The sequence below is a fragment of the Waterburya agarophytonicola KI4 genome (genome assembly GCF_020640915.1).
Lineage (GTDB): Bacteria > Cyanobacteriota > Cyanobacteriia > Cyanobacteriales > Xenococcaceae > Waterburya > Waterburya agarophytonicola.
Genome location: NZ_JADWDC010000006.1, coordinates 1 through 21,367 on the forward strand (window position 1 = coordinate 1; position 21,367 = coordinate 21,367).

The following is a 21,367-nucleotide window of genomic DNA, read 5'->3' on the forward strand; positions in this document are numbered from 1 at the left end:
CTTACCTTGTTGTCCTACTGATTGTCCATTACCTTCAGGGATATTTACTGGTGCGTAATTATTGTTTGTATTATTGACGGTTGGTGGAATTTTTCCTTCTGATACTGATACAGAATCGTCAAAGCTAGGAACTATAGCTTGTTTTCCGTTGTCTTGAACGATAAAGATCGGCTTGATAGATTGTCCTTTATTCAGGTCTACCTGATCGTTTTGACCGTTGATAGTGTAGCTACCGTCGCCATTATTGATTAAATCTACGCCATAAGATTCGCTGATTTCGTAGGGCAGTTCAAAATCTAACGTCCATGCTTGGGCTTTTGATTGGGCGGTAATATCTAGTTCTATTTTGTATCCACCATCCCAATCTTCCGCAATCAAACTACTAGTATCTAACTTATAATTCATAGAATCAGAATTTGTCGAATCGGCAAAAACAAATGTAGGTTTGATCGGATTTTGATTACGACTATTACCTTCATCAACAATTAAAACAATCTCGGTCTTATCTCCTGAATCTAGAGATTTATTCCAATTTGCTCCTGAAAGATAAGTTTTGCCTCCTTCTTCAATTAATTCAGCACCATAAATCTCTTTGATTTCATAATCATTGGGTAGAGAAAATTCCATTTTCCAGTTTTCGGCTGTCGATTTAGCTTCTAGGTCGATAGCTACTCTATGACGGTTACCCCAATCATCAGTAATTGTCGATTTAAGATTAAAAGTTTTTTGATTAACTAGCATTTTATTCATGGAAAATTTTGTCTTTATAAGAAATTCAATATTCAATCTGATTTTTCAACTAAGCTTTACTTGTACTTATTTCTTTATCAGTTCTTTGTTTACCAACAAATTAACTTTATCTTTTCTTGATAATAGGTAGTAGTGATATGAAACGTTGCATATTTAGGATCTCGATCGCAAACTAGTAACTAGGTAATGTTGGGAGTAAGTTATAAGAAATTACTAATTTGTGTCGTGTTGCCCAATTAGCCTAGAATTAGGGACAATCATATTACAGAAATTTATTTAAAGTGGCGATCGCAAATAAGTCTAGTTATCGATATTTTGGTTTATTCTTAGGCGGCATTTTTTTAATAATCGCGATCAAACCAGCCATGGCTCAAGTAGCTGTTATTACTGAGTCCGAACAATTAAAAACCTTGTGGCTAGTGGTGGCGGGAAGTTTGATCTTCTTTATGAATGCGGGTTTTGCCATGCTGGAGACTGGTTTGTGTCAAGTCCGCAATTCTACCAACGTCTTAGCCAAAAATCTGATTGTCTTCTGTGTTTCTATCTTGGCTTTTTGGATTTTGGGTTTTGGTTTGATGTTCGGTAATGGTAATGGTTGGCTGGGAAATACGGGGTTATTCTTTCAGGCTTTCGATCCACCATTGCAAAATGGATTTGGCGGTGGTTTTGATAGTTTGCAGATACTTTATCCCAATCAACCTTGGATGGTGGTATTTTTCTTTCAGTTGGTTTTTGCAGGTACTACCGCCACGATTGTTTCTGGTGCAATGGCGGAGAGGGTAAAATTTTGGGCTTTTTTTAGCTTTAGTTTTTGTTTGGTTGCGATCGCTTATCCCATAACTGGTCGTTGGGTATGGCATCCTAATGGTTGGCTGACGACTAATTTTAATTTTTTAGATTTTGCTGGTTCGACAGTAGTACATTCTGTTGGGGGAATGGCTGGATTGGTAGGTACGATTTTGATCGGTCCTCGCAGGGGCTGGCAGGGCTATAATCCCGATGCAACAAAGGGTCATAGGTTTAACGATTCTCCTCAAAATTTTGGCTATAACAATCTTTCTTTTGCTACTTTAGGTTGTCTGATTCTATGGTTGGGTTGGTTGGGGTTTAATGGAGGATCGGCTCGATCGATCGCTCATATTCCCCATATCATTGCTACTACGATGTTGGCTGGGGCATCTGGGGGAGTGTTTGTTTTATTGCTGCGGGGATTGCGGAGTCACAAACCTGCTTTGTCTCTAGTAATTAACGGAATTTTGGGAGGATTGGTTAGTATTACTGCCTCTTCTGTCTATGTAAGTTTGGCAGCTGCAATTATTATTGGTGCGGTTAGTAGTATTTGGATTATTCTGTTGGAGAAATTATTAGAGCAGTTAAAAATTGACGATCCTGTAGGAGCGATTCCCGTTCATTTGGGATGCGGTATTTGGGGAACACTTGCTGCGGGTTTGTTTGCTAATCAACTCCCCCCTTATATTAATTATCCTGTGATTAGGATAGAACAGATATTTGCTCAAGCGATCGGAATTATAGCTATTAATCTGGCTACGATAATTTTTAGTTTAATTTTTTGGTTATTAATTGGGTTGATAATTTACCTACTGGAATCTATCAACAATACTTTTAAATCTTCTACAAATAGGTCTTATTCTCTAGGGGATAGAGAGTTAAATCAAAATCATTTTTATCGATATCTCCACTTTGCTCGCAAAGCCCTGAGAGTATCTAAAGAAGAAGAAAGAGAAGGAAGTGATGGCACTTTTTCATGAAGTGATATCTACTCTCAACTAACAATTAATTGGGAATGGGCATAATAACTCTAGTTCAAAGTGACAAGTTTTTGACGATGCCCTAAAAAATTATATCAAGCAGATGTTTAAAGCGATCGCATCATTGATCTAAAAGGAAAGCTACATGTTAAGAAACACTATATATTAGCAAATTGTTGATATAAATCTTCAATTTTGTTGGTTTCTTTTGCCACATTTTCTTCTAGCTTTTGCAATCTTGCTATTTCTGCTCCTTGGTTAATTTCGACCCTTTGTTTTTGTTCGACTAAGTTATCTAATTCTGCTTTGCGCGAGGTAATATCTTCGTTCATGCGATCGCTGATTTCTCGTTCGTAAGCTGTAAAGCATTCTGTAATTGCTTCTGCTACTTTGGGTGATTGTTCTTGAGCTACTTTGGGCAAGTATTTAACTAGCTCTTTACGGGCTGCTTTTACCAACTCTTTGCGAGCCTGATCGGCTTGAAATACCCCTATGCCCAAACCTAATAAAGCAAAGCCAATCGGCCCTAATACGACTCCTGTAATGGCAGTAATGATAGTACCGACACCGTATACGGTAATAAAATTGAGCATGATATTTTTCCAATCAAATCCTGCTCCAGCCATTGCTACACCAGCTAAATTCCCCCTGGCTAAAGAGAAGATACCTGCTGCCCATTTTGCCCAACTAGGAGAATTATCTTCTGGGTTGACTTTTCCCACACGGGGTATTTTTTGCCCTGTAAGTTTTTCGGTAATTTTGTTGGTAACTTCGGTGTAATTTACGCCATAGCTAGTCGCGATCGAAGATAGTTGAGCGAATGCTGATTCCATATCTTTTTCTGCACCGCGACTCCATTCGGCTAGCTTGTCATTAACATAGCGTTCAAAGGCATTAGTTAGTTCTCTTTCAAATGTTTCTCTTTTACCTGAAGATAGGAAGTCTAAAAAGTTTAAACTGGGTTGGTAGCGAATAAAGTCTGTCTCAAAAGTATTACCTAAATCAATTATAAAATTAGCAAAAGATTGGGCGATCGCTGTAGATTTTTCATCGCCTATTTTTCTGATTTCTTGTTTGAAGTCTTCACAAATTTCATTTAATAATTGAAACTCTGGGGCAACAGAAGCAATCTTTTCTTTTAATTCATTTATATCTGATTCTAATAAGGGAATTCTTCGATTGACTGCTTCTTTAACGTGGGTATAAGTTTGTTTAGTTAATATTCTAGTTTGGCGTAATTCCGCGATCGCTCTTTCTTGGGTTAAAAATTTATTTAGCGAACCTAAAAAATTAGGAAAACCCGTACCCGATAAATCTGCATTGGTATCTTTAATTCTTTTTCGTAATGCCATCAAAGAGCAAAGGGTAAATACTCTTTCTTCGTATAGATCTTCTTCATCTCGATAACAATATTCTGCTAAATTTGCTTTAAATACTCGTTTCAGCTTAAATTCGGCTTCTTCTAATTCTTCTGGATCGTCAGGATCGATTAAACTTTCTTTAACTTGATCCCAAGCATTGATCAAGAAAAAGACTGTTAAACCTCGATCTTTAAGATAGTTTTCTAAATATCTACGTTCTCCTAAAGTACAAGGTTGAGTTGCTCTTAAAACAAATAAAATTGCATGACAGTTATTAATATATCCCAAAGATAATTCATTGCGGGCTTCTGTATCATTCAACCCAGGGCTATCGACAATTTCTACTCCTTTTTCTAACAAAGCTAAAGGATATTCAACGATCGCATGACTTACCGTCGGAAAAGCTAATTTCTTTTCTTGTTCTAAACGTTTGGCTTCGGCGGGATCGATAGTATAGCGATGTTTAAATATTTTAAAGTCTACTTCTTCTGGTTCGGTTTTATCATTAAAATAAACTGTAACCTTCTTATGTTCTCCATAACGCAATACCGTTAAAATCGCAGTACAAGGATTAACATCACTGGGTAATATATTCTCTCCAATTAGAGCATTAAGAAACGTACTTTTGCCCCGCTTCATATCACCTAATACTAACAAGCGAAACACACCTTCTCGTAAGTTAGTACCTGCTTTTTTCAGATCGTCGATATCTCTTTCTAACTCTAATTTTCCTGATTTGGTTTGATTTATTTTTTCGGCATCTTCAATAGAGTGGGCAATTACTGCCATTGAATTAGCGATATCAATTCTAGCGCGGGCAACTTTACTAAGATCATTCAGGAAGCTTTGAGTTTCGATTTTCATTTTGAAATTGTTGTTGAGAGAGATATTTGTTATTTCTTTCATATCACAATAAATCTAATATAGTCATTTATTTCAACACAAAAAAAGCCTAACCGAAGTTCAGTTAAGCGTTGTATTATAGTCACATCAAACTTCTTGATGTAAGGGATCGAGATCCTTATTGGTTAAAGTGCGATCGCCTACTTGATAAAATAAAGACGATCTCTGATCTCTAATATGTAAGATTAGCTAGTTTTTATTTAGGAATATAAAGATTAGGAAAAAGTCTAAACAATATGCTTTATGGAATGGAATTATCTTTTGCAAAAGAAGAAATTATTCGTAAATATTTTCCAACTCTCAAAAGATATGGAGTCTATTTTGACCAGGAAATTTGCGATTTAATTGAGAACTGTAGTAATAATTTAGAAAGTAGAATTCAAGCTTTTATTGGATGGTTTCTTAGTCTAGAATATCGTGCTTCGATGGAAAATAAAAAACTAATTCTTCCAGATGCCAACGAAACTTTTATACAAGCTCTAGAAAAAGGATGGTATCCTACTGCTTTTCAAAAAGAAAGGTTAATGGAAGCTGGGTTGTTTCCTTTTGATATTGCGATGAGAGATAAATTAGCAGAGATTAATTTCTTTAGAACGATCTCCGTCGATATTCCCAGAAACTCAAACAGAATTAAGTTCTTTTATCGTGGTGAAATTATTTGGGAAGAACAGATATCAGATCTTCTAAAAGTTTCCAACCGAGGATTAATTGAAATGTACAAGTTTAAGGTTTATCGATTTAACGATAATTAAAAACATTATTTATTTATTTCAAAAATTTTACATGTAACTTGTTATTACTCTAAAAATTTTATACAAGAGAGGAATAAACCCCTCTTGTAAAGGCTAATAGTCAATAGCTAGAAGCTTTAAAAAATTAACTTCTTAAAGTCACATAAAACTTCTTGACTAAAGTATCGCGAACTTTTTGATGAACGGGATCGACATCTTTGTCAGTTAAAGTGCGATCGCTTGCCTGATAAACTAAATTGAAAGCTAAACTCCGTTGCCCTTCAGGAACGTTTTTGCCTTTGTATTCATCAAACACTTCGACTTTTTGGAGTAACTTACCACCTGTTTTATTCATTACCTTTTCAATAGCAGTAACTGATATATCTAAAGGTGCAAAGAAAGCCAAGTCTCTAGCCGAACCTGGATAGGTAGAATAGGTTTTAAACTTAGGAGTGGTGATGGAATCTCGATTTAAGACAGTGAGTAACAAGCTGAAATCTAATTCAAAAAGATATACTTCGTTAGGTAAATCTCTCTCTTGGGCTAATTGGGGATGAATTTGCCCGAATAAACCCAAATTTCTGCCTTGCAGCCACAGTGCAGCAGTACGCCCTGGGTGAAGTCTATCTTGAATGTTTTCTGGGCGATATTCGACGCTGATACCTAGATTGCTAAAAATATTTTCTAATACTCCTTTAGCATCGTACCAACTCATGGGCGTACCCTTGCCACCATTAACCCACAAGCCTTCGGAGGTAATATTTCCCCCCATAATTCCTGCAAGGGAATCTTTTTCTTTTAATTCTTCCCCTTCCTGCCAAAATACCCGTTCGATTTCAAACGCATTTAACGCGCCGTTACCCTGTGCCAAATTATAAGCAAAGGAATCTAACAAACCAGAAAACAGTTCGCCTCGCAATGCCGAATATTCGGCAAACAAAGGATTATCGAGAGTTACCTCAATACCTGTAGGTTTTACTAGAGAATACTGCACTACTTCTGTTAAACCCACCCCTCTTAATACAGCACGGAGTTTATTCTTGATCGCATATTCCGGAGACAATTGCCCAGATTCGGTTTTAGCAGGGAGAGTATCGCAAAAGCGATCGTAACCATAAAGACGAGCAACTTCTTCTATGAGGTCAATTTCTCGCTCTAAGTCGCGATAGCGGTAAGGAGGGACTTTAACCAACCAAGTGTTATCCTTTCCTGCTACTAGCTCTAAATTACAACCTAAAGCACCTAAAATTGATTCCACATCTCCCGCTTCAATGTAACCGATACCGTTTGCTTTATTTACCGCACCCAAAAGATGATTAATTCTACTCAAACGCAACTCGATCGCGGGTAAACTAGAGAAATCTATACGACTATCGGCAATAGATTGAGCTTTGGGAGTACCACCAGCAAGTTTTTGTAATAATGCGATCGCTCTTTTGCCAGCAGATTCTAATTCTACTTGGTTTACTCCCCGTTCGTAACGAGTAGAAGCTTCGCTACGCATACCTTGAGCGCGGGATGAGCGACGTATTGCTACAGGATCGAACAAGGCTGCTTCTAAAACAATATTGTTAGTATTATCGTCAACTTCCGTCTCTTCGCCTCCCATAACTCCCCCTAATGCCACGGGTTTATCGTTAGCGGTAATCAATAAGTTCTGGGTGGTTAATTCTCTTTCCTGTTCGTCGAGAGTCTTTAACTTCTCTCCCTCTTTAGCAAAGCGAACCCCTAAAGTTAAATTGTTATTTCCTGCAACCTCTTGAAGTTTCTCGCGATCAAAAGCGTGTAGTGGTTGTCCCCATTCGAGCAAAACATAATTAGTAATATCTACCACATTATTAATCGGGCGAGTACCTGCTGCTTCCAGTCGCCACTTTAACCAGTCGGGAGAAGGTTCAACTTTTACTCCCTCAATTACCGTACCGATATATGCCATACAAGCATCGGTTTCCTTAACGTCTACATTTAAAGAACTATCTGCCGCAATATCCTGTGACTTAACTTCGGGTAATCTCACCTTTGCGCCAGTTAAAGCTGCAACTTCCCGCGCAATACCCACCATGCTTAAAGCATCGGCGCGGTTAGCAGTAGTAGCCAAATCTAGAATTACATCATCTAAACCCAAAAGAGGGCGCACGTCATCCCCAGGCTTGATATTATTTTCCTCGAAGATATGTATCCCGTCAGAATCTTTTTCCAAACCCAACTCCGTCAAAGAACAAATCATCCCCGCCGAAGGTTCGCCCCGCAGTTTGGTAGGCTTGAGTTTCAAATCTATTGCTGGTAAATATGTCCCCACCGTAGCTACAGGAACAAAAATATCCGCCCGCACGTTAGACGCACCACAAACTATATTTAAAGGTTCGTTTGCACCGATATCAACTTTACACACACTTAGCTTATCAGCATTAGGATGTTGCGATCGCTCTACTACTTTTCCTACTACTACCCCATCTGCATTTTTCCGCAGATCGATTAATTCTTCTAGTTCAAATCCTGCAATAGTCAGCACTCTCCCCAATTCTTCGGGAGACATATGTATATCGACAAATTCTTTTAGCCAGTTTAGAGAGACGCGCATTTCTGCCCTTAATTTATGATTTATTTATAATTCTGCAAAGAGTATTTTAGCGTTAAATCGTTGAGGGTTTAAAGGTAGTCAGGAGGTAGGGCGATCGCAATTCCTTACAGTTTTACTGAATTTTTTCGATAAACTTCTTCAAATCCTCTTGATCAATAAGATTATTTGCTAGACCATGCATAATTGCATAAGGTTGCATCATTGGGTTGATAAATCTAAATCTATAACTTCTTTCACTACCTTTTTTGCATAAAACACTACCTTTTTTATCTTCACAAAAATCTTTTAAATGGCGAGCAAATCCTGGTGTTTTATATGTTTTATTCATAATTAAAGACATCGGTTGAACCACATCAGGAGGAGCAAAAAACCCCATATTATCTTTTTTAGCTAATGCACAAGCTAAAGATCTTTTTTTTTAACCAAACCAAGGCAAGAGGGAGAGCAAAGAAAAAATAACCGCGCCCAAAATAGCTGCCACAGGAAGGGTTACTACCCAAGCTAATATTACTGATTTAATTGTCGACCAACGTACTTTTTGATTGGCAGACATCAACCCAATACCAATTACACTACCCACTAAGGCATGGGAAGTAGAGACGGGCAAACCAATGCGAGAGGCTAACAAAATAGTCGTGGCGGTAGCAATTTCGGCACAAAAACCCGTACTGGGTACGATGGTAATAATATTTTCGCCTACAGTAGCAATGACATTTTTTCCTTGTACTGCCAACCCTGCAACTATACCCATACCTCCTAAGACTAAAATCCAAGTAGAAATATCGAGTTCGTTTATCGGTACGGCATTGGTATTGATAATATAAACGATCGCAGCAAGGGGAGCGATCGCATTTCCTACATCGTTCGATCCGTGGGCAAAAGCGACAAAACAGGCACTCATCACCTGAAATTTGCCCATAATCTTTTCTAAAATAGAAGTCTGGATTTTTTGTCGTTGATAAGCTTCTAAACGATTCCAGCCGTATAAAGTAATGCCAATTACGGCAGTTAAACCAATACCCAAACTAATAGTTTGTTCTGGTAATAACAAATAATTAAACAAGGGTAACTGCACGATAGTCGGCAAAACAATAATGCCAAAGATGCTGATTAAAGCCGAACTCAACCAGGGTATCCATTCCTTTAATTGCTCTAGATTATCTTCTCGCTCAAATAACCAATAGCGCAACAAACTATACAAACTCCCTGCTACGATCGCACTAACCAAAGGAGTTACCACCCAACCCAAACAAATAAAACCAATATTCTTCCAGGCGATCGCTTCTTTACCAATAGCTACCCAACTGAAACCCGCGATCGCACCTACCACCGCATGAGACGAAGCCACGGGTAAGCCTTTGCTGGTAGCTATCTGCAACCAGATGCCACAGGAAAGCAATACGGCAATCATGCCCACCATAAAAGTTTCAGGGCGATCAACAAACAAACTTGGGTTCGCGATTTTTGTCGCCAGGGTAGCAGACACTTGATGACCAAAAATTACTGCACCAGTAAATTCTAATATCCCTGCAATTACAATTGCTTGAGTTAGGGTAATTGCTTTCGATCCGACAGATGTACCCATAGAATTGGCGACATCGTTTGCCCCCAAATTCCAGGCGACATACATAGCCAGCAGGGAGATCAATACTAGAGAGAAGATTGTAGTTGTAAACAAAATTAATTACTGATTAGGGCTTGGAGTTTTCTGGTGGAATAGCAATAGAAGTACAAGTAAAGTTCGTTAACAAAAAAGCAATCGCCAGAATTCAAATAGCAATACCCACTAGATATTTTTGCTTGACTTTCATCTTTATTTTGAAATTCAGTCTGAAAGTAGAGGCTTTTTGTGAGAAAGATTGCGTATCATTAACTATAGTTATAAAACTTTAATAAAATACATGATTGCTAATTCCTTTGAATTCAAAGGCTTTAAAAAATTTATTCAAGAAAAAATTCTATTTGGTAACGAACCGACTCCTGAGTTGTTTGGCATCCTCACAGTATATTTTGTTCAAGGAATACTAGGACTTGCTCGTTTGGCAGTCAGTTTTTTCCTTAAAGATGATTTAGGTTTAACCCCTGCTGAAGTTGCAGCACTAACGGGTATTTCTTCCTTACCCTGGATTATTAAACCATTATTTGGCTTTATATCCGATGGTTTGCCTATTTTTGGCTATCGCCGTCGACCATATCTCATCCTATCAGGATTTCTCGGAACTATATCCTGGTTGGCTCTAGCGACTTTAGTCAACAGTGCTTGGACTGCAACATTGGTAATTCTCCTAACTTCTCTTTCTGTTGCGGTTAGCGATGTAATTGTTGATTCTTTAATCGTGGAAAGAGCTAGAGAAGAATCTCTCTCTCAGTCAGGCTCGCTACAGTCATTATCTTGGGGATGTTCTGCTTTAGGAGGATTGATTACAGCTTATTTTAGTGGTTTATTATTACAACATTTAAGCAGCAGTCAAGTATTTGAAATTACCGCTACTTTTCCTCTAATTGTTTCGGCGGTTGCTTGGTTGATTGCCGAGGAAAAAATTGATTCGAGCAATTCCAAATCAAAAATTTCTCCCGTGAAAGGACAAATAAAACAATTATGGGGTGCGCTAAAACAAAAACAGGTTTGGTTGCCTATTGCCTTTTTATTCGTCTGGCAAGCTACTCCTACGGCTGATTCAGCATTCTTTTTCTTTAGCACCAATGAATTAGGATTCGAACCAGAATTTCTCGGCAGAGTTCGTTTAGTAACCAGTTTTGCTTCTTTGATTGGTATCTTTTTATTCCAACGCTATCTTAAAACCGTTCCTTTTCGTAAAATTCTGGGTTGGAGTACGGTGATTGCAGCAGTCTTAGGAATGACAACTCTACTATTAGTTACTCATGCTAACCGTGCTTTGGGTATTGACGATCGCTGGTTTAGCTTGGGCGATAGTTTAATCTTAACTGTTGTCGGACAAATTACCTGGATGCCCGTACTAGTCTTATCCGCTCGTCTATGTCCTAAAGGGGTCGAAGCAACATTATTTGCCCTATTGATGTCTATTTGGAATCTATCGGGGTTGTTATCCCATGAATTAGGGGCATTGCTCACTTCTTGGCTGGGGGTAACGGAGAGTAATTTTGATCAGTTGTGGCTGTTGGTAACTATTACCAATCTTTCTACCCTGTTACCTCTACCGTTTTTAAGTTGGCTACCATCAGGAGATCCTGGTGCAGCAAACACCAATAACTTTGCCCCTGGTGAAGCACCCATACATAGTGCGGGGGGATTGGTTGAATCGAATATCGCCCCTAACTTAGTGCCAGAATTCGTAGTCAATACAGTTTCTGGAAATAAGCAAGATTAAATTGTTTTGAGATCGTGAATATTGTCAGTGGACCAAAGTAAAAACTTTTCGACTGATTCTGGTTTTAACAATTTAGAAATAAAATAACCTTGTCCACGATCGCATCCTAAATTTTTGAGTAAATTGAGCTGATAGCTATTTTCTATACCCGTAGCAGAGACCAACATATTCATCTGATGAGCAATATTAATTATCTGCTCTAGTAAGAGGGTGGCATATTTTTCATTTTCCAGATTGAGGTTGGCTTGAGCAATATTGGCAATAACCGAACGATCTATTTTGATTTCATCAAAAGGAAACTGGTGCAAACAAGTTAGGGAAGAATAACCAGAACCAAAATTATCCAAACACAGTCTAATTTGGCGTTTTTTAAGCTGTTGTAAAACCTGTAGAGTCATTTTAGGGTTTTCTAGGGCAACTGTTTCAGAAATATCAAATTTAATATGTCGTCCTTGAATTTTGATTTTCCGTAGAATCATATCTACTTTGGGAATCAAACTCTGATGAAAAAGCTGTTTAGCTGATAAATTAATACAAATGCTCAAATCATTCCAATCTTGGTGATTCTGATGCCACTTTTGGAGATCCTGGCATGCTTGTTTTAAAACTAAATTACCGATGGCATTCATTAAGCCCATTGCTTCGGCTCGATCGATAAAATCCACAGGTAAAACTATACCTTTTTTGGGACTGTGCCAACGAACTAACGCCTCTAACTCCACTGCACTATGGTCTTTTAAAGAAATACTCGGCAAATAATGATTGACAAATTCCTGACGCTTTATTGCTTGTTTTAAAGCAATTTCGTGTTTTGACGACTCCACATCTTCTTGGAGTTGAATATACATATCTGGTTGAAATACCAATATACGATCGCCATCTTGTTCTTTGGCTTGTTGCATGGCAATATCGGCATCATTAAATAGACGATCGGGATCTCGATAGTCTTGATTGCCAATCACAATTCCTGCATTGATATTGACTAAAATTTTACATTGTTTAATTATTAAAGGCTGGTTAAACTTCTCTTGAATTGCTCTAACCATAGCAACAACATCTTTAACATCAGAAATAGAATCGAGAAAGATACCAAACTCTTCTCCTTCCAAGCGACTGAGTAAAGCAGTTTCGGGCAAGCAAGAGTCTATTGTATGGGCAATTGCCATCAGAAGTTGATTACTATCAATATGGCTTAAGGTTCGTTTGATATTTCTAAAGCGATCGCACTCTAAGAGAATTACGGCAAAAAAGTAACTGGGTATTACCTCTGTATCTCTTAAAGCCTTTTTAAGCCGACTAATAAACGAATTGCGGTTAGCATATCCCGTAATAGGATCGTTGAGAGCCATTTTGAGCAGTCTGTCTTGAGCTTGTTGACGACGGTTAATCTCGTCTTTCAATTGCTGATTGCTTTTTTCTAAGTCAGCAGTACGCTCTTGTACCTTTTGTTCTAGCTGATTATTCAGCTCGACTATTTGACGTTTACTTTTGGCGATCGCTATTTGATTGGCAACTCGGACTACAACTTCCTTGATTTCAAAAGGCTTGTTGATATAGTCGATGCCCCCAACTTTAAAAGCTTTTTTCTTATCAGTAAAGTTATTTAAAGCACTGATAAAAATAACGGGAATTTCTTTGGTCAGCGCGTCCGCTTTTAGTTGTTGGCAAACTTCATATCCATCCATTTCTGGCATCTGAATATCTAACAAGATCAATTCAGCCCATTGCGATTGAGCAACTTCAATTGCCTCTGCACCATTGTCAACACACTGAGTCTGATACCCCCTTTTTTTGAGAATAGCAGCCAGTAGATCCAGATTATCTGGAGTATCATCAACAATGAGAATATTTCCCTGGGATTTTTCCACTTGAGTATTCAAAAAACCAAATTCTAAAAACTTATATCTATAGGTTTATAGTTCCCAAAACTAGGAAATTGGTATCAAAGTTGAGTATTTAATTCGTCTTTTTGAGCCTCTAAGTATTCAGCAAAAGCTTTGGGGTAAATAATCAAAAAGTAAATCCACCACAAGGCAATAGCCCCAGCTACACCAATAGTAATCCAGGTTGTATGCAAAACCAGCCAGCTTGCAAAAGTAATGCTCGCTCCTGTTAAGATAATCGACCAAGGTTGACACCAGGAGGGTTTATAATCCCAGATATTTGTAGATTCATTCATGATTTTTTCTTTATCTACCTAATTTTTGCTTAATTCTGCCCGTTAGCATATCTAATTCTGGCAATTTTAGCTGCATGGCTACTAAACCAAAGATAATAATTGCTATGGCACTAGATATACTCAATTCAATTAACAGCAATAGTAAATTACTATTTCCCATGGTATTTTCTAGACCTTGACTGACACCATAACTAGCTAATCCCGATAATATTGTCGCGATAACTAAACCCCCAATACCTTTGCTCCACTGCACCAAAGGTAAACCATTGAGACGACGGTGCAAAATCCAAATAAAGACTGATGTAGAAACAATATTCACGCCGATAGTTGCTGCTAGTAACCCTGGCGCGCCAAAATTGAAAACTTCAATTAAGACATAATCTAAAGCTGCATTCAACAAAATATTAACGATGCTGACTTTGAAAGGTGTTTTGCCATCTCCCAAGGCATAAAATACTCGAACTAAGATATCTCTAGAAATATAGAAAATCATGCCAAATCCATAAACTACCAGCAGAGAAGCTACGAATTGAGAATCTTCTATGGTAAATTGTCCCCGCTCGAATGCCAATTTAACAATAGGTAAAGCCAAAGACATAAAAATTGCGGTTAGAGGAAATAGACTTAACGCACCCAAAAATAGTCCCTGACGAATTTTGACTTTTAATTCTCGCCAGTTTTCAGGGGCCGCCAAACGAGAAAATACAGGTAAAAATGGGACTAAAATTATGTTGGAAATCAATCCTACGGGAGTCAACATGATAAAATTAGCGGTGGTGATGGCAAAAGCAGCCCCCGCGATACCAGAGACAAATAATAAATCTACAGTCAGATTGACATAAGACATTCCCGAAGAAATTACCGCAGGGGTCATAATTCTAAAGACATCCATCACTCCTGGGATACGCCAATCAAAGCGCAAGCGTAGAGTTCCCATTCCTGCTTTCCACTGCACAATTAATTGCGCCAACCACTGTAAAACTGCTCCTCCTAGAGTACCCCCCGCTAAAACAATTGCCCCAATCTGAAAATACTCAGGAGAGCCTAATTGCTCCCCAAATTTCCATAAAATACAGACTACGCCAAAGGTAAGAGTGACGCTAGATAATAGGGGACTAATACTGGGAAGTAAATAACTATCTACCGCGCTTAAAGTGCCAAACCCTATTCCAATCAAACCTGCTAGCAAGGCTAAAGGGGCCATGATTCGCAATTGCAATACGGCTAATTCTTTTGTCTCGATCGATAGTTGCGCTCCCGACAGATCGATAATTGTTGGAGCAAAGATAATAATTGTTACGGTAACTAGGGACAAAACGAGGCTGACTAGAGTTGTAACTGTTTCGACAATGGGTGCAGCTTCGGCTCGATCTTTTTTGGCTAACACGCTCACCAAAGCACTGTGAAAAGGGCCATTTATTCCCCCTAACATGACTAAGAAAAAGCTAGGAAGAATATTATAGGCATAGGTGTAAGCATTTGTTACCGCACTAATGCCAAAAGCGGTGGCGATTACTTGCTGACGAATCAAACCAAACAGCTTACTTACTAATGTTGCGATCGCGACAATTTTGGCGATACTACCTACCGATGGAGATGTTTTTTTATTTGCAGTCACAATATACAGATATTAGGAACGGAGTTCGATATATTATACGGTTGTGGGCATAAGCTTATTTTTTGTAGTCTCTAAAATCTCCTCATGAGTAAATTAGAACATTCTTATCTTGAATTAATTGACGTTATCTTAAACAACCCCCGAGAGCAAGAAATCAATATTCTCAACGCTAATAAAAAATTAGTTAATCAAGAGTTTATTAGTTGCTTGATGTCTGTGGGGGAAAAGTTAAGAAGATCGGGAGAACTTGCTCCTGCGGAGCGTTTGATTAACTTGGCAGAAAAGCTACTACAGCTACAAAAAACTAATACCTCTAATACTCGACGCAAAGAATATTTCGAGTTTTTAATGAATTTGTTGCAGCAAATATCTAATAAAGTAGAACCCAGCAAGATCTATGACTTTATTCGGCAAAATCAAGACAAATTAGACCAAAATTTGACTAATATTCTCAAATATTGGGCAAATGAAACTATTTTATCCGTAGATTCTCAACAGCAAAGAGCGATCGCCAACGATCTGGTCAATTTTGGAAATCTGATTGTTAGTTATCCCGCAGGAGATAAATCTAACAACGTTGAAATGGCCATTGTCAGCTATGGAGCAGCTTTGCAAGCTTATAAGCCGATTAATTTTCCTAAAGATTGGGCGATGATTCAGTCTAATTTGGGCAATGCCTATCGCGATCGCGTTTTGGGTAGTCGTCAAGAAAATATCCAAACGTCTATTGCTACCTACCATCTAGCTTTAGAAGTAATTACTCAAGAGAAATATCCCTACTTGTGGGGCAATACTCAGCGCAATTTGGGTATCGCTTATACTTACAGGATAGAGGGCGATCGCGCTAAAAATATCGAACAAGCTATTATTTGTTACAATCGCGCTTTATCCGTCCATACTTTAGAAGACTATCCTAATGACTGGGCAGCAAGTCAGAATAACCTGGGAGATATTTATCCCAACCGCTTGGTAGGAGATAAAGCAGAAAACATCGAAACGGCGATCGATCGTCTTGAATTGGCTTTAGAAGTATTTACCTTGAGTAATAACCCCCATCGTTGGGCGATGTTGCAGAATAATTTAGGCAACGCTTTCCAATCTCGCATTAATGGCGATAAAAGCAGCAATATCGAACGCTCTATCTCCCACTATCAAAATGCTCTATCGATTCATACTTTGGAAAAATTTCCTTATAACTGGGCAATGCTCAACAATAATTTAGGTGGTGCTTATCGTCATCGAGTCAAAGGAGAAAAAGCAGCTAATAAACGTCAGGCGATCGCTTTTTTGAATAAAGCTTTATTGGTTTATACCCAGGATAAATTTCCCCGTCAATGGTCGGAAATTCAACATAACATTAGGAATATTGGTTGATTGTCATTTGTCACTGATTATTTTTAATCTCGACATCCCAAACTATATCTAGTCTCAACTCCCGTTACGGGATTAGTACCTTCGGCTCTTTTGCACATCTGATATATTTGATAGCGATCTAGAATAGCATCGGTAAAGTCTGCACCTGTAATGGTTGCTCCTTCAAAAATCGTGCTAGTTGCTACTGCATCGCGAAAAATTGCGTTAGTCAAATCGGAATTTTCAAAAGATACTCGATCCATCAACGAGCTAGTAAAATTGGCATCTTTGAGATTGGTTTTGATAAAAATTCCCTTAGTTAAAATCGAATTACTAACATCTGAACCTTCAAAATTAGAGCCTCTAGCATCTGCAGCAGCAAAGACACCACCAACTAAATTTTTATGAGAAAAGTCTTGTTCGCGAATTTCACTATAAGTATAGTTAACCGCACTTTCTTGAGCGATCGCAACACGAGCATCGAGCAAAACCGCGATCGAGGCGAGGGTAATAACAACTAGGATATTGAATAAACGCCGTTTAAATTTAGATAAAATCACAATACTAAAAATAATTTAATTATGTTGTCTGAGAAAAAGTTAATAATTACGATTATCTAAAGGTAAATAGTGAGCATCCTCTCCGATCTGAATAGTTATTGGTTGTTGTTTGGCATCAGGTTTTGGCTCTAAACTACCCAAACCAATAATATTTTGGAGATGCTTGGCTCTAGATAACTGGCTTTGATTGATAATAATTCTCGTCTTATCTAATTTTAGCGGTATATGCTCCACTAAATAAACATCTTGAAAACTTTGACGGCGTAAATAAGTGACGAAACGCATTCCTAATTCGGGACTATCGGTAGTATTCTGTATTGCTATGGGATGATGTTGTAAAGAGCTTTTATTGTTTGATAAATAATTATTATCTTGTGTCGAAAGAGGTTTAATTAATTTGGCTTGATCGCCTGTTAATTGAGATTTTGCCAGGCGATCGTTAATATTAATGGTTTTACCAGCTTCATAACCCGAAACTAAGTTTACAGTAATCCCATCTGATTCTAATTCTTTAACAAAATTAGCGATGGACATAGCTTCTGCTAGAGAAAGATTAGTATCTAGCCCAGCTTTGGTTTGATTTAAAGTAGTTTTAAAACTTCTTAAATAGCCAGGAATATTAAGCCGCTGACGAATTGTTTCTGCTGCTGTTTCCTGGCGCAAAATTTGCTCGTCAAGATCGGCACAATTCCTTAGGTTATCATTGCAATTATCGAGGGTAATTTTGCCACTAGCAATTAGTTTTTGAAATATATCAGGGGTTGCTCTGATGTATCGATCTATGGTTAATCCATCCATTAACTGTACGACCATTTGAGACACCAAAGTTGTACCTCCATATCTATTTGCATCTGCTATAGTTCCCCAACCGAAATCAGGTATCTTTACTCGACTATTAGTAGGAATATTAATTATCCTGGTGATATTAGATTGGGGTTCAAATTGTAACAACAAAATTGTCTTACTATCACCGACCAATTCTGGGGATAATTTAGTTATTTGGCTAGAGCTGGGCTTAACTTCTAGTACCAATATATTAACTGGACGAGTTAGACTCTTGGAAGTAGTAGCTTGGGTAGATATAGAATTGCGATCAATCGTTCTGACAATAATTTTTTCTACCCGATCTATTTTTGTCAAAGCAACACCACAACTAGCAGATAAAATAGCCGTAAAACCAACAATTACCCCCCAAAAAAGACCTCTAGTAAAATAGAACCAATAAGACTGTTTTGAGTCCCTCTCAAAATCTTCTTCAAGTAGGTTAATCTGATGCTTAACTGGATGTCGATCTACCATAGGAATGGATTCTAATTTTTGAGTATCTTCGTGGAAAAACGTAATCTCATTTTCCCAATTGGCTGAAGCTTTTTCTCTTCCATGCGATCGCTCCTGATTCATGTGAAATATTATAGCTTGATGAATAATTTGATATTATGTTTGATGTTAATTAATTTGATTAATATAGATTCAATTTAATTAAAGGAAAAATCTTTTATTTGGACAAACCAATACAGATTTTATATTGTTACATATTTAAACTACACAAATAATAAAATAGGGAAAGTAAAAAGAGTAAAAGAACTATTTAGTTACATAATCACCACTTTCCTAATGACAGTTTGCCATACCATGTTATTTTCCGTGGCATAGACAAGGATAAATGGATAAATGGATAAATGAATAAATGAAATCTGCCAATCAATATAATGACTATACTATAGAGGAAGAATCAATGATCGCGAACCTAATTCCCATTATTTTGGCTGGCGGAAAAGGAGAACGTTTTTGGCCAGTAAGTCGCCTCAAAAGACCAAAACAATTTTTATGTTTAGATGGTAGCGGAAAAAGTTTACTACAAGCCACTGCCGATCGTCTTTTGAATTTAGCAGGAAGTTGGTCTAATCTTTGGGTAATTACATCAGCAATGATTGCCGATGGAGTCAAAGAGCAATTGCCTGATTTACCCGAATCTAACATCTTAATCGAACCCCAAGGCAGAGATACAGCACCAGCAGTTACCTGGGCTACTTTAGAAATAGCTAAAAAGTATGGCAAAGACGCAATTGTCGGTTTTTTTCCCGCCGATCATTGGATTGGAGATACTCAAGCTTACGAAAAAACTCTAGAAGTTGCTGCCAAACAAGCTGCAACCGAGCCATCAATTGTAACTTTGGGTATTACGCCCGATCGCCCAGCCACAGGCTATGGATATATCGAACAAGGGGTAGTTCAAGAGAATTGTAATTGCCCTGACTTGCCGATTTATAAGGTAACTCGCTTTACTGAAAAACCAAATAAAGAAACGGCTCAATCTTTTATCGATACGGGTAAGTTTAGCTGGAATAGTGGGATCTTTATCTTCCAAGCAGGAGTGGTTTTAGGCGAACTCAAAAAATATGCCCCTGACTTATTAGATCTACTTTCAGAAAAGGGAAAAGATGCCTATGCAGAATTACCCAAAAAAAGTATCGATTATGCCTTGATGGAGAAAACCCAATTAGCTTGCGTACTTCGCGCTAATTTTGGTTGGGACGATCTGGGGGATTGGAATGGTGTCGAACGTCTATTAAAAGGCGATCTCGATAACGTAGAATTGGGTACTCACATTAGTCATAACACTAAAGATATAGTAGTCTATAGCAGCGATCGCGACGAGGTAGTGGTAACTATTGGTCTAAAAGATGTAGTCATTGTTCGCGATGGTAATGTAACTCTAGTGGTTGATAAAAGTAAGACCCAAGATATCAAACGTGTAGTTAAATTTCTCCACGGGCGATCAGATTTAAAGCATCTTTTATAAATCTATAAAGAAGAGGAGTGTTGAGGGGGAAGTTAGAGTGTAGCGGAGTTTTTATCTTATTACTCCATCTCCCTCATCTCTTCTTTCTCCTCTACTTACTTTAATTTATAATCAAAAATTGAGCTAAATTCTAGCTTGGTGATACTGCTGATTCCGAACTAGATCCAGTCGATCCCGAACTTCTGCGTACCTTACGACTAAGCAACTCTTCTTCCATTGGGACAAACTCAATTCTATTTAAAAGAGTTGTGACAAAGGCAAATAATAAAAAAGGCAAAGATAATACTAAAACAATTCCGACTGTTGCTAAAGCATATATTTGTCTGGTACTACTCCATAATGCCAAAGTAGTTGCCAAACTAATAAAAATTACGATCAACCAAATAATTATCTGACCGTAAATATCACCAAATTTCAAAGTACAAATCATCTTATATTTATGTAGCTCGTTATCCATTAGAAATCTCCTAGAAAATAGTGTCTAAAAATGTTGCGATAACTTAAATTATCGCGGAGGTTTCCCTAATCGGTGTCAGATCCAAAGAATATTGCAATATTTTCCCTACTAGTTGCAATATCTGTTTACAATTATCCCAACCGAACTAAGTATTAATACTCAAAGTCTTTTATTAAACAAATCTGTGAAAATTTTTGATTTTTGACAGTTAACTTCAACCTTGTAATAGGCTGTAATGGAGAAAACCCGAACATAAAATATCGAGACATCATGACCGATCGCTCTATCGTCGAAGACCGCGATTACACACTGATTATTGACAAAAGTGGCAGTATGTCAATCAACGATCGCCCAGGGGGAAAAACTCGCTGGGAATCCGCTCAAGAATCTACCTTGGCTTTGGCCCAAGAGTGTGAAAAAATTGACCCCGATGGCATCACAGTTTATTTGTTCTCTGGTCGTTTTCGTCGTTACGACAATGTTACTGCTAATAAGGTAGCAAAAATCTATGCGGAAAACGATCCGATGGGACGTACCGATCTCGCTAGTGTCTTAGCGGATGCCGTTAATAATTATTTTGACCGCAAAGCAGTTGGAGAAGCTAAAGTTAACGGAGAAACCATTGTAGTTGTTACCGATGGCGAACCTGATGACTATAAAGCAGTCATGAGAGTAATTATTGAAGCCTCCCGTCAAATCGATCGCGATGAGGAATTAGGTATTTCTTTAATTCAAGTCGGTAACGACCGCAAAGCTACTCAATTTTTGAAAGCCTTAGACGATCAGTTAGAGTCTGCTGGAGCTAAATTTGATATCGTTGATACGATCACCATTGACGATATGCAAGGCTTAACTTTGGTTGAAGTTTTGTTGAATGCTGTCACAGGATAATTACTAATTGTCTGAGTTGTTTTTTGTAGTGTAAATGTGATTCAATATTTAAGGATAGTTA

17 protein-coding genes are annotated in these 21,367 nt (G+C 37.9%); 6 read left to right on the top strand and 11 right to left on the bottom strand.

Going from position 1 to position 21,367, the window contains the following annotated elements; genetic code table 11:
- Positions 1 to 750, bottom strand: a 750-nt coding sequence (locus tag I4641_RS03525) for a cellulose binding domain-containing protein (protein ID WP_229639081.1), incomplete at its 3' end; no start/stop codon positions are given.
- Between the two features lie 365 nt (positions 751 to 1,115).
- Here I4641_RS03525 and I4641_RS03530 point away from each other — a divergent pair.
- Positions 1,116 to 2,519, top strand: coding sequence for an ammonium transporter (locus I4641_RS03530; RefSeq protein ID WP_229639082.1), 1,404 nt, complete (start codon positions 1,116 to 1,118; stop codon positions 2,517 to 2,519).
- 158 nt (positions 2,520 to 2,677) lie between these two features.
- Here the strand turns inward: I4641_RS03530 and I4641_RS03535 are convergent, their stop codons facing one another.
- Positions 2,678 to 4,744, bottom strand: coding sequence for a dynamin family protein (locus tag I4641_RS03535; RefSeq protein ID WP_229639083.1), 2,067 nt, complete (start codon positions 4,742 to 4,744; stop codon positions 2,678 to 2,680).
- 287 nt (positions 4,745 to 5,031) lie between these two features.
- Here I4641_RS03535 and I4641_RS03540 point away from each other — a divergent pair, with 287 nt between their 5' ends.
- Positions 5,032 to 5,535 carry a hypothetical protein gene (locus I4641_RS03540; protein WP_229639084.1) on the top strand — a complete coding sequence of 168 codons (504 nt, stop codon included), beginning with the start codon at positions 5,032 to 5,034 and terminating at the stop codon, positions 5,533 to 5,535.
- 124 nt (positions 5,536 to 5,659) lie between these two features.
- On the opposite strand, the gene pheT is transcribed toward I4641_RS03540, so the two are convergent.
- The 3 genes from pheT to I4641_RS03555 all read right to left on the bottom strand — a co-directional run bounded on the left by pheT (position 5,660) and on the right by I4641_RS03555 (position 9,725).
- Positions 5,660 to 8,095, bottom strand: a complete 2,436-nt coding sequence (pheT, locus tag I4641_RS03545) for a phenylalanine--tRNA ligase subunit beta (RefSeq protein ID WP_229639085.1) — start codon at positions 8,093 to 8,095, stop codon at positions 5,660 to 5,662.
- A 112-nt stretch (positions 8,096 to 8,207) separates the two neighbouring features.
- Complete coding sequence (locus I4641_RS03550) at positions 8,208 to 8,471, bottom strand: hypothetical protein (RefSeq protein ID WP_229639086.1); 264 nt, start codon at positions 8,469 to 8,471, stop codon at positions 8,208 to 8,210.
- A gap of 42 nt (positions 8,472 to 8,513) precedes the next feature.
- A complete protein-coding gene (locus I4641_RS03555) occupies positions 8,514 to 9,725 on the bottom strand; it encodes an inorganic phosphate transporter (RefSeq protein WP_369426714.1) in 1,212 nt (403 codons plus the stop codon).
- A gap of 271 nt (positions 9,726 to 9,996) precedes the next feature.
- Here I4641_RS03555 and I4641_RS03560 point away from each other — a divergent pair, with 271 nt between their 5' ends.
- Positions 9,997 to 11,445 (top strand): folate/biopterin family MFS transporter, encoded by a 1,449-nt coding sequence (locus I4641_RS03560; protein ID WP_229639088.1) that lies wholly within the window; start codon positions 9,997 to 9,999, stop codon positions 11,443 to 11,445.
- Here the strand turns inward: I4641_RS03560 and I4641_RS03565 are convergent.
- The 3 genes from I4641_RS03565 to murJ all read right to left on the bottom strand — a co-directional run bounded on the left by I4641_RS03565 (position 11,442) and on the right by murJ (position 15,242).
- Positions 11,442 to 13,325, bottom strand: a complete 1,884-nt coding sequence (locus tag I4641_RS03565; protein WP_229639089.1) for a two-component system response regulator — start codon at positions 13,323 to 13,325, stop codon at positions 11,442 to 11,444. The genes I4641_RS03560 and I4641_RS03565 overlap by 4 nt on opposite strands.
- A gap of 62 nt (positions 13,326 to 13,387) precedes the next feature.
- Complete coding sequence (locus I4641_RS03570) at positions 13,388 to 13,624, bottom strand: DUF6737 family protein (RefSeq protein ID WP_229639090.1); 237 nt, start codon at positions 13,622 to 13,624, stop codon at positions 13,388 to 13,390.
- A gap of 10 nt (positions 13,625 to 13,634) precedes the next feature.
- A complete protein-coding gene (murJ, locus tag I4641_RS03575; RefSeq protein ID WP_229639091.1) occupies positions 13,635 to 15,242 on the bottom strand; it encodes a murein biosynthesis integral membrane protein MurJ in 1,608 nt (535 codons plus the stop codon).
- Between the two features lie 84 nt (positions 15,243 to 15,326).
- On the opposite strand from murJ, the gene I4641_RS03580 reads away from it, so the two are divergent.
- Complete coding sequence (locus I4641_RS03580) at positions 15,327 to 16,616, top strand: tetratricopeptide repeat protein (RefSeq protein ID WP_229639092.1); 1,290 nt, start codon at positions 15,327 to 15,329, stop codon at positions 16,614 to 16,616.
- 23 nt (positions 16,617 to 16,639) lie between these two features.
- Here I4641_RS03580 and I4641_RS03585 read toward each other — a convergent pair whose 3' ends face one another.
- Together I4641_RS03585 and I4641_RS03590 are read right to left on the bottom strand one after the other, a co-directional pair.
- Positions 16,640 to 17,155 (bottom strand): pentapeptide repeat-containing protein, encoded by a 516-nt coding sequence (locus tag I4641_RS03585; RefSeq protein WP_229639093.1) that lies wholly within the window; start codon positions 17,153 to 17,155, stop codon positions 16,640 to 16,642.
- Between the two features lie 39 nt (positions 17,156 to 17,194).
- A complete protein-coding gene (locus I4641_RS03590) occupies positions 17,195 to 18,556 on the bottom strand; it encodes an LCP family protein (RefSeq protein WP_229639094.1) in 1,362 nt (453 codons plus the stop codon).
- Positions 18,557 to 18,890: 334 nt separating this feature from the next.
- Here I4641_RS03590 and I4641_RS03595 point away from each other — a divergent pair, with 334 nt between their 5' ends.
- Positions 18,891 to 19,958 carry a mannose-1-phosphate guanylyltransferase gene (locus I4641_RS03595; RefSeq protein ID WP_369426715.1) on the top strand — a complete coding sequence of 356 codons (1,068 nt, stop codon included), beginning with the start codon at positions 18,891 to 18,893 and terminating at the stop codon, positions 19,956 to 19,958.
- 130 nt (positions 19,959 to 20,088) lie between these two features.
- On the opposite strand, the gene I4641_RS03600 is transcribed toward I4641_RS03595, so the two are convergent.
- On the bottom strand, positions 20,089 to 20,415 hold the full coding sequence (locus I4641_RS03600; protein ID WP_229639096.1) for a hypothetical protein: 327 nt from the start codon (positions 20,413 to 20,415) through the stop codon (positions 20,089 to 20,091).
- Positions 20,416 to 20,685: 270 nt separating this feature from the next.
- Here I4641_RS03600 and I4641_RS03605 point away from each other — a divergent pair, with 270 nt between their 5' ends.
- Complete coding sequence (locus I4641_RS03605; protein WP_229639097.1) at positions 20,686 to 21,306, top strand: vWA domain-containing protein; 621 nt, start codon at positions 20,686 to 20,688, stop codon at positions 21,304 to 21,306.
- Positions 21,307 to 21,367: the final 61 nt, after the last annotated feature.

Coding starts and splice junctions, on each gene's coding strand:
- I4641_RS03530 (WP_229639082.1), top strand. CDS start 1,116: ATGGCTCAAGTAGCTGTTATTACTGAGTCCGAACAATTAAAAACCTTG.
- I4641_RS03535 (WP_229639083.1), bottom strand. CDS start 4,744: ATGAAAATCGAAACTCAAAGCTTCCTGAATGATCTTAGTAAAGTTGCC.
- I4641_RS03540 (WP_229639084.1), top strand. CDS start 5,032: ATGGAATTATCTTTTGCAAAAGAAGAAATTATTCGTAAATATTTTCCA.
- pheT (WP_229639085.1), bottom strand. CDS start 8,095: ATGCGCGTCTCTCTAAACTGGCTAAAAGAATTTGTCGATATACATATG.
- I4641_RS03550 (WP_229639086.1), bottom strand. CDS start 8,471: ATGGGGTTTTTTGCTCCTCCTGATGTGGTTCAACCGATGTCTTTAATT.
- I4641_RS03555 (WP_369426714.1), bottom strand. CDS start 9,725: ATGTATGTCGCCTGGAATTTGGGGGCAAACGATGTCGCCAATTCTATG.
- I4641_RS03560 (WP_229639088.1), top strand. CDS start 9,997: ATGATTGCTAATTCCTTTGAATTCAAAGGCTTTAAAAAATTTATTCAA.
- I4641_RS03570 (WP_229639090.1), bottom strand. CDS start 13,624: ATGAATGAATCTACAAATATCTGGGATTATAAACCCTCCTGGTGTCAA.
- I4641_RS03580 (WP_229639092.1), top strand. CDS start 15,327: ATGAGTAAATTAGAACATTCTTATCTTGAATTAATTGACGTTATCTTA.
- I4641_RS03590 (WP_229639094.1), bottom strand. CDS start 18,556: ATGAATCAGGAGCGATCGCATGGAAGAGAAAAAGCTTCAGCCAATTGG.
- I4641_RS03595 (WP_369426715.1), top strand. CDS start 18,891: ATGATCGCGAACCTAATTCCCATTATTTTGGCTGGCGGAAAAGGAGAA.
- I4641_RS03600 (WP_229639096.1), bottom strand. CDS start 20,415: ATGGATAACGAGCTACATAAATATAAGATGATTTGTACTTTGAAATTT.
- I4641_RS03605 (WP_229639097.1), top strand. CDS start 20,686: ATGACCGATCGCTCTATCGTCGAAGACCGCGATTACACACTGATTATT.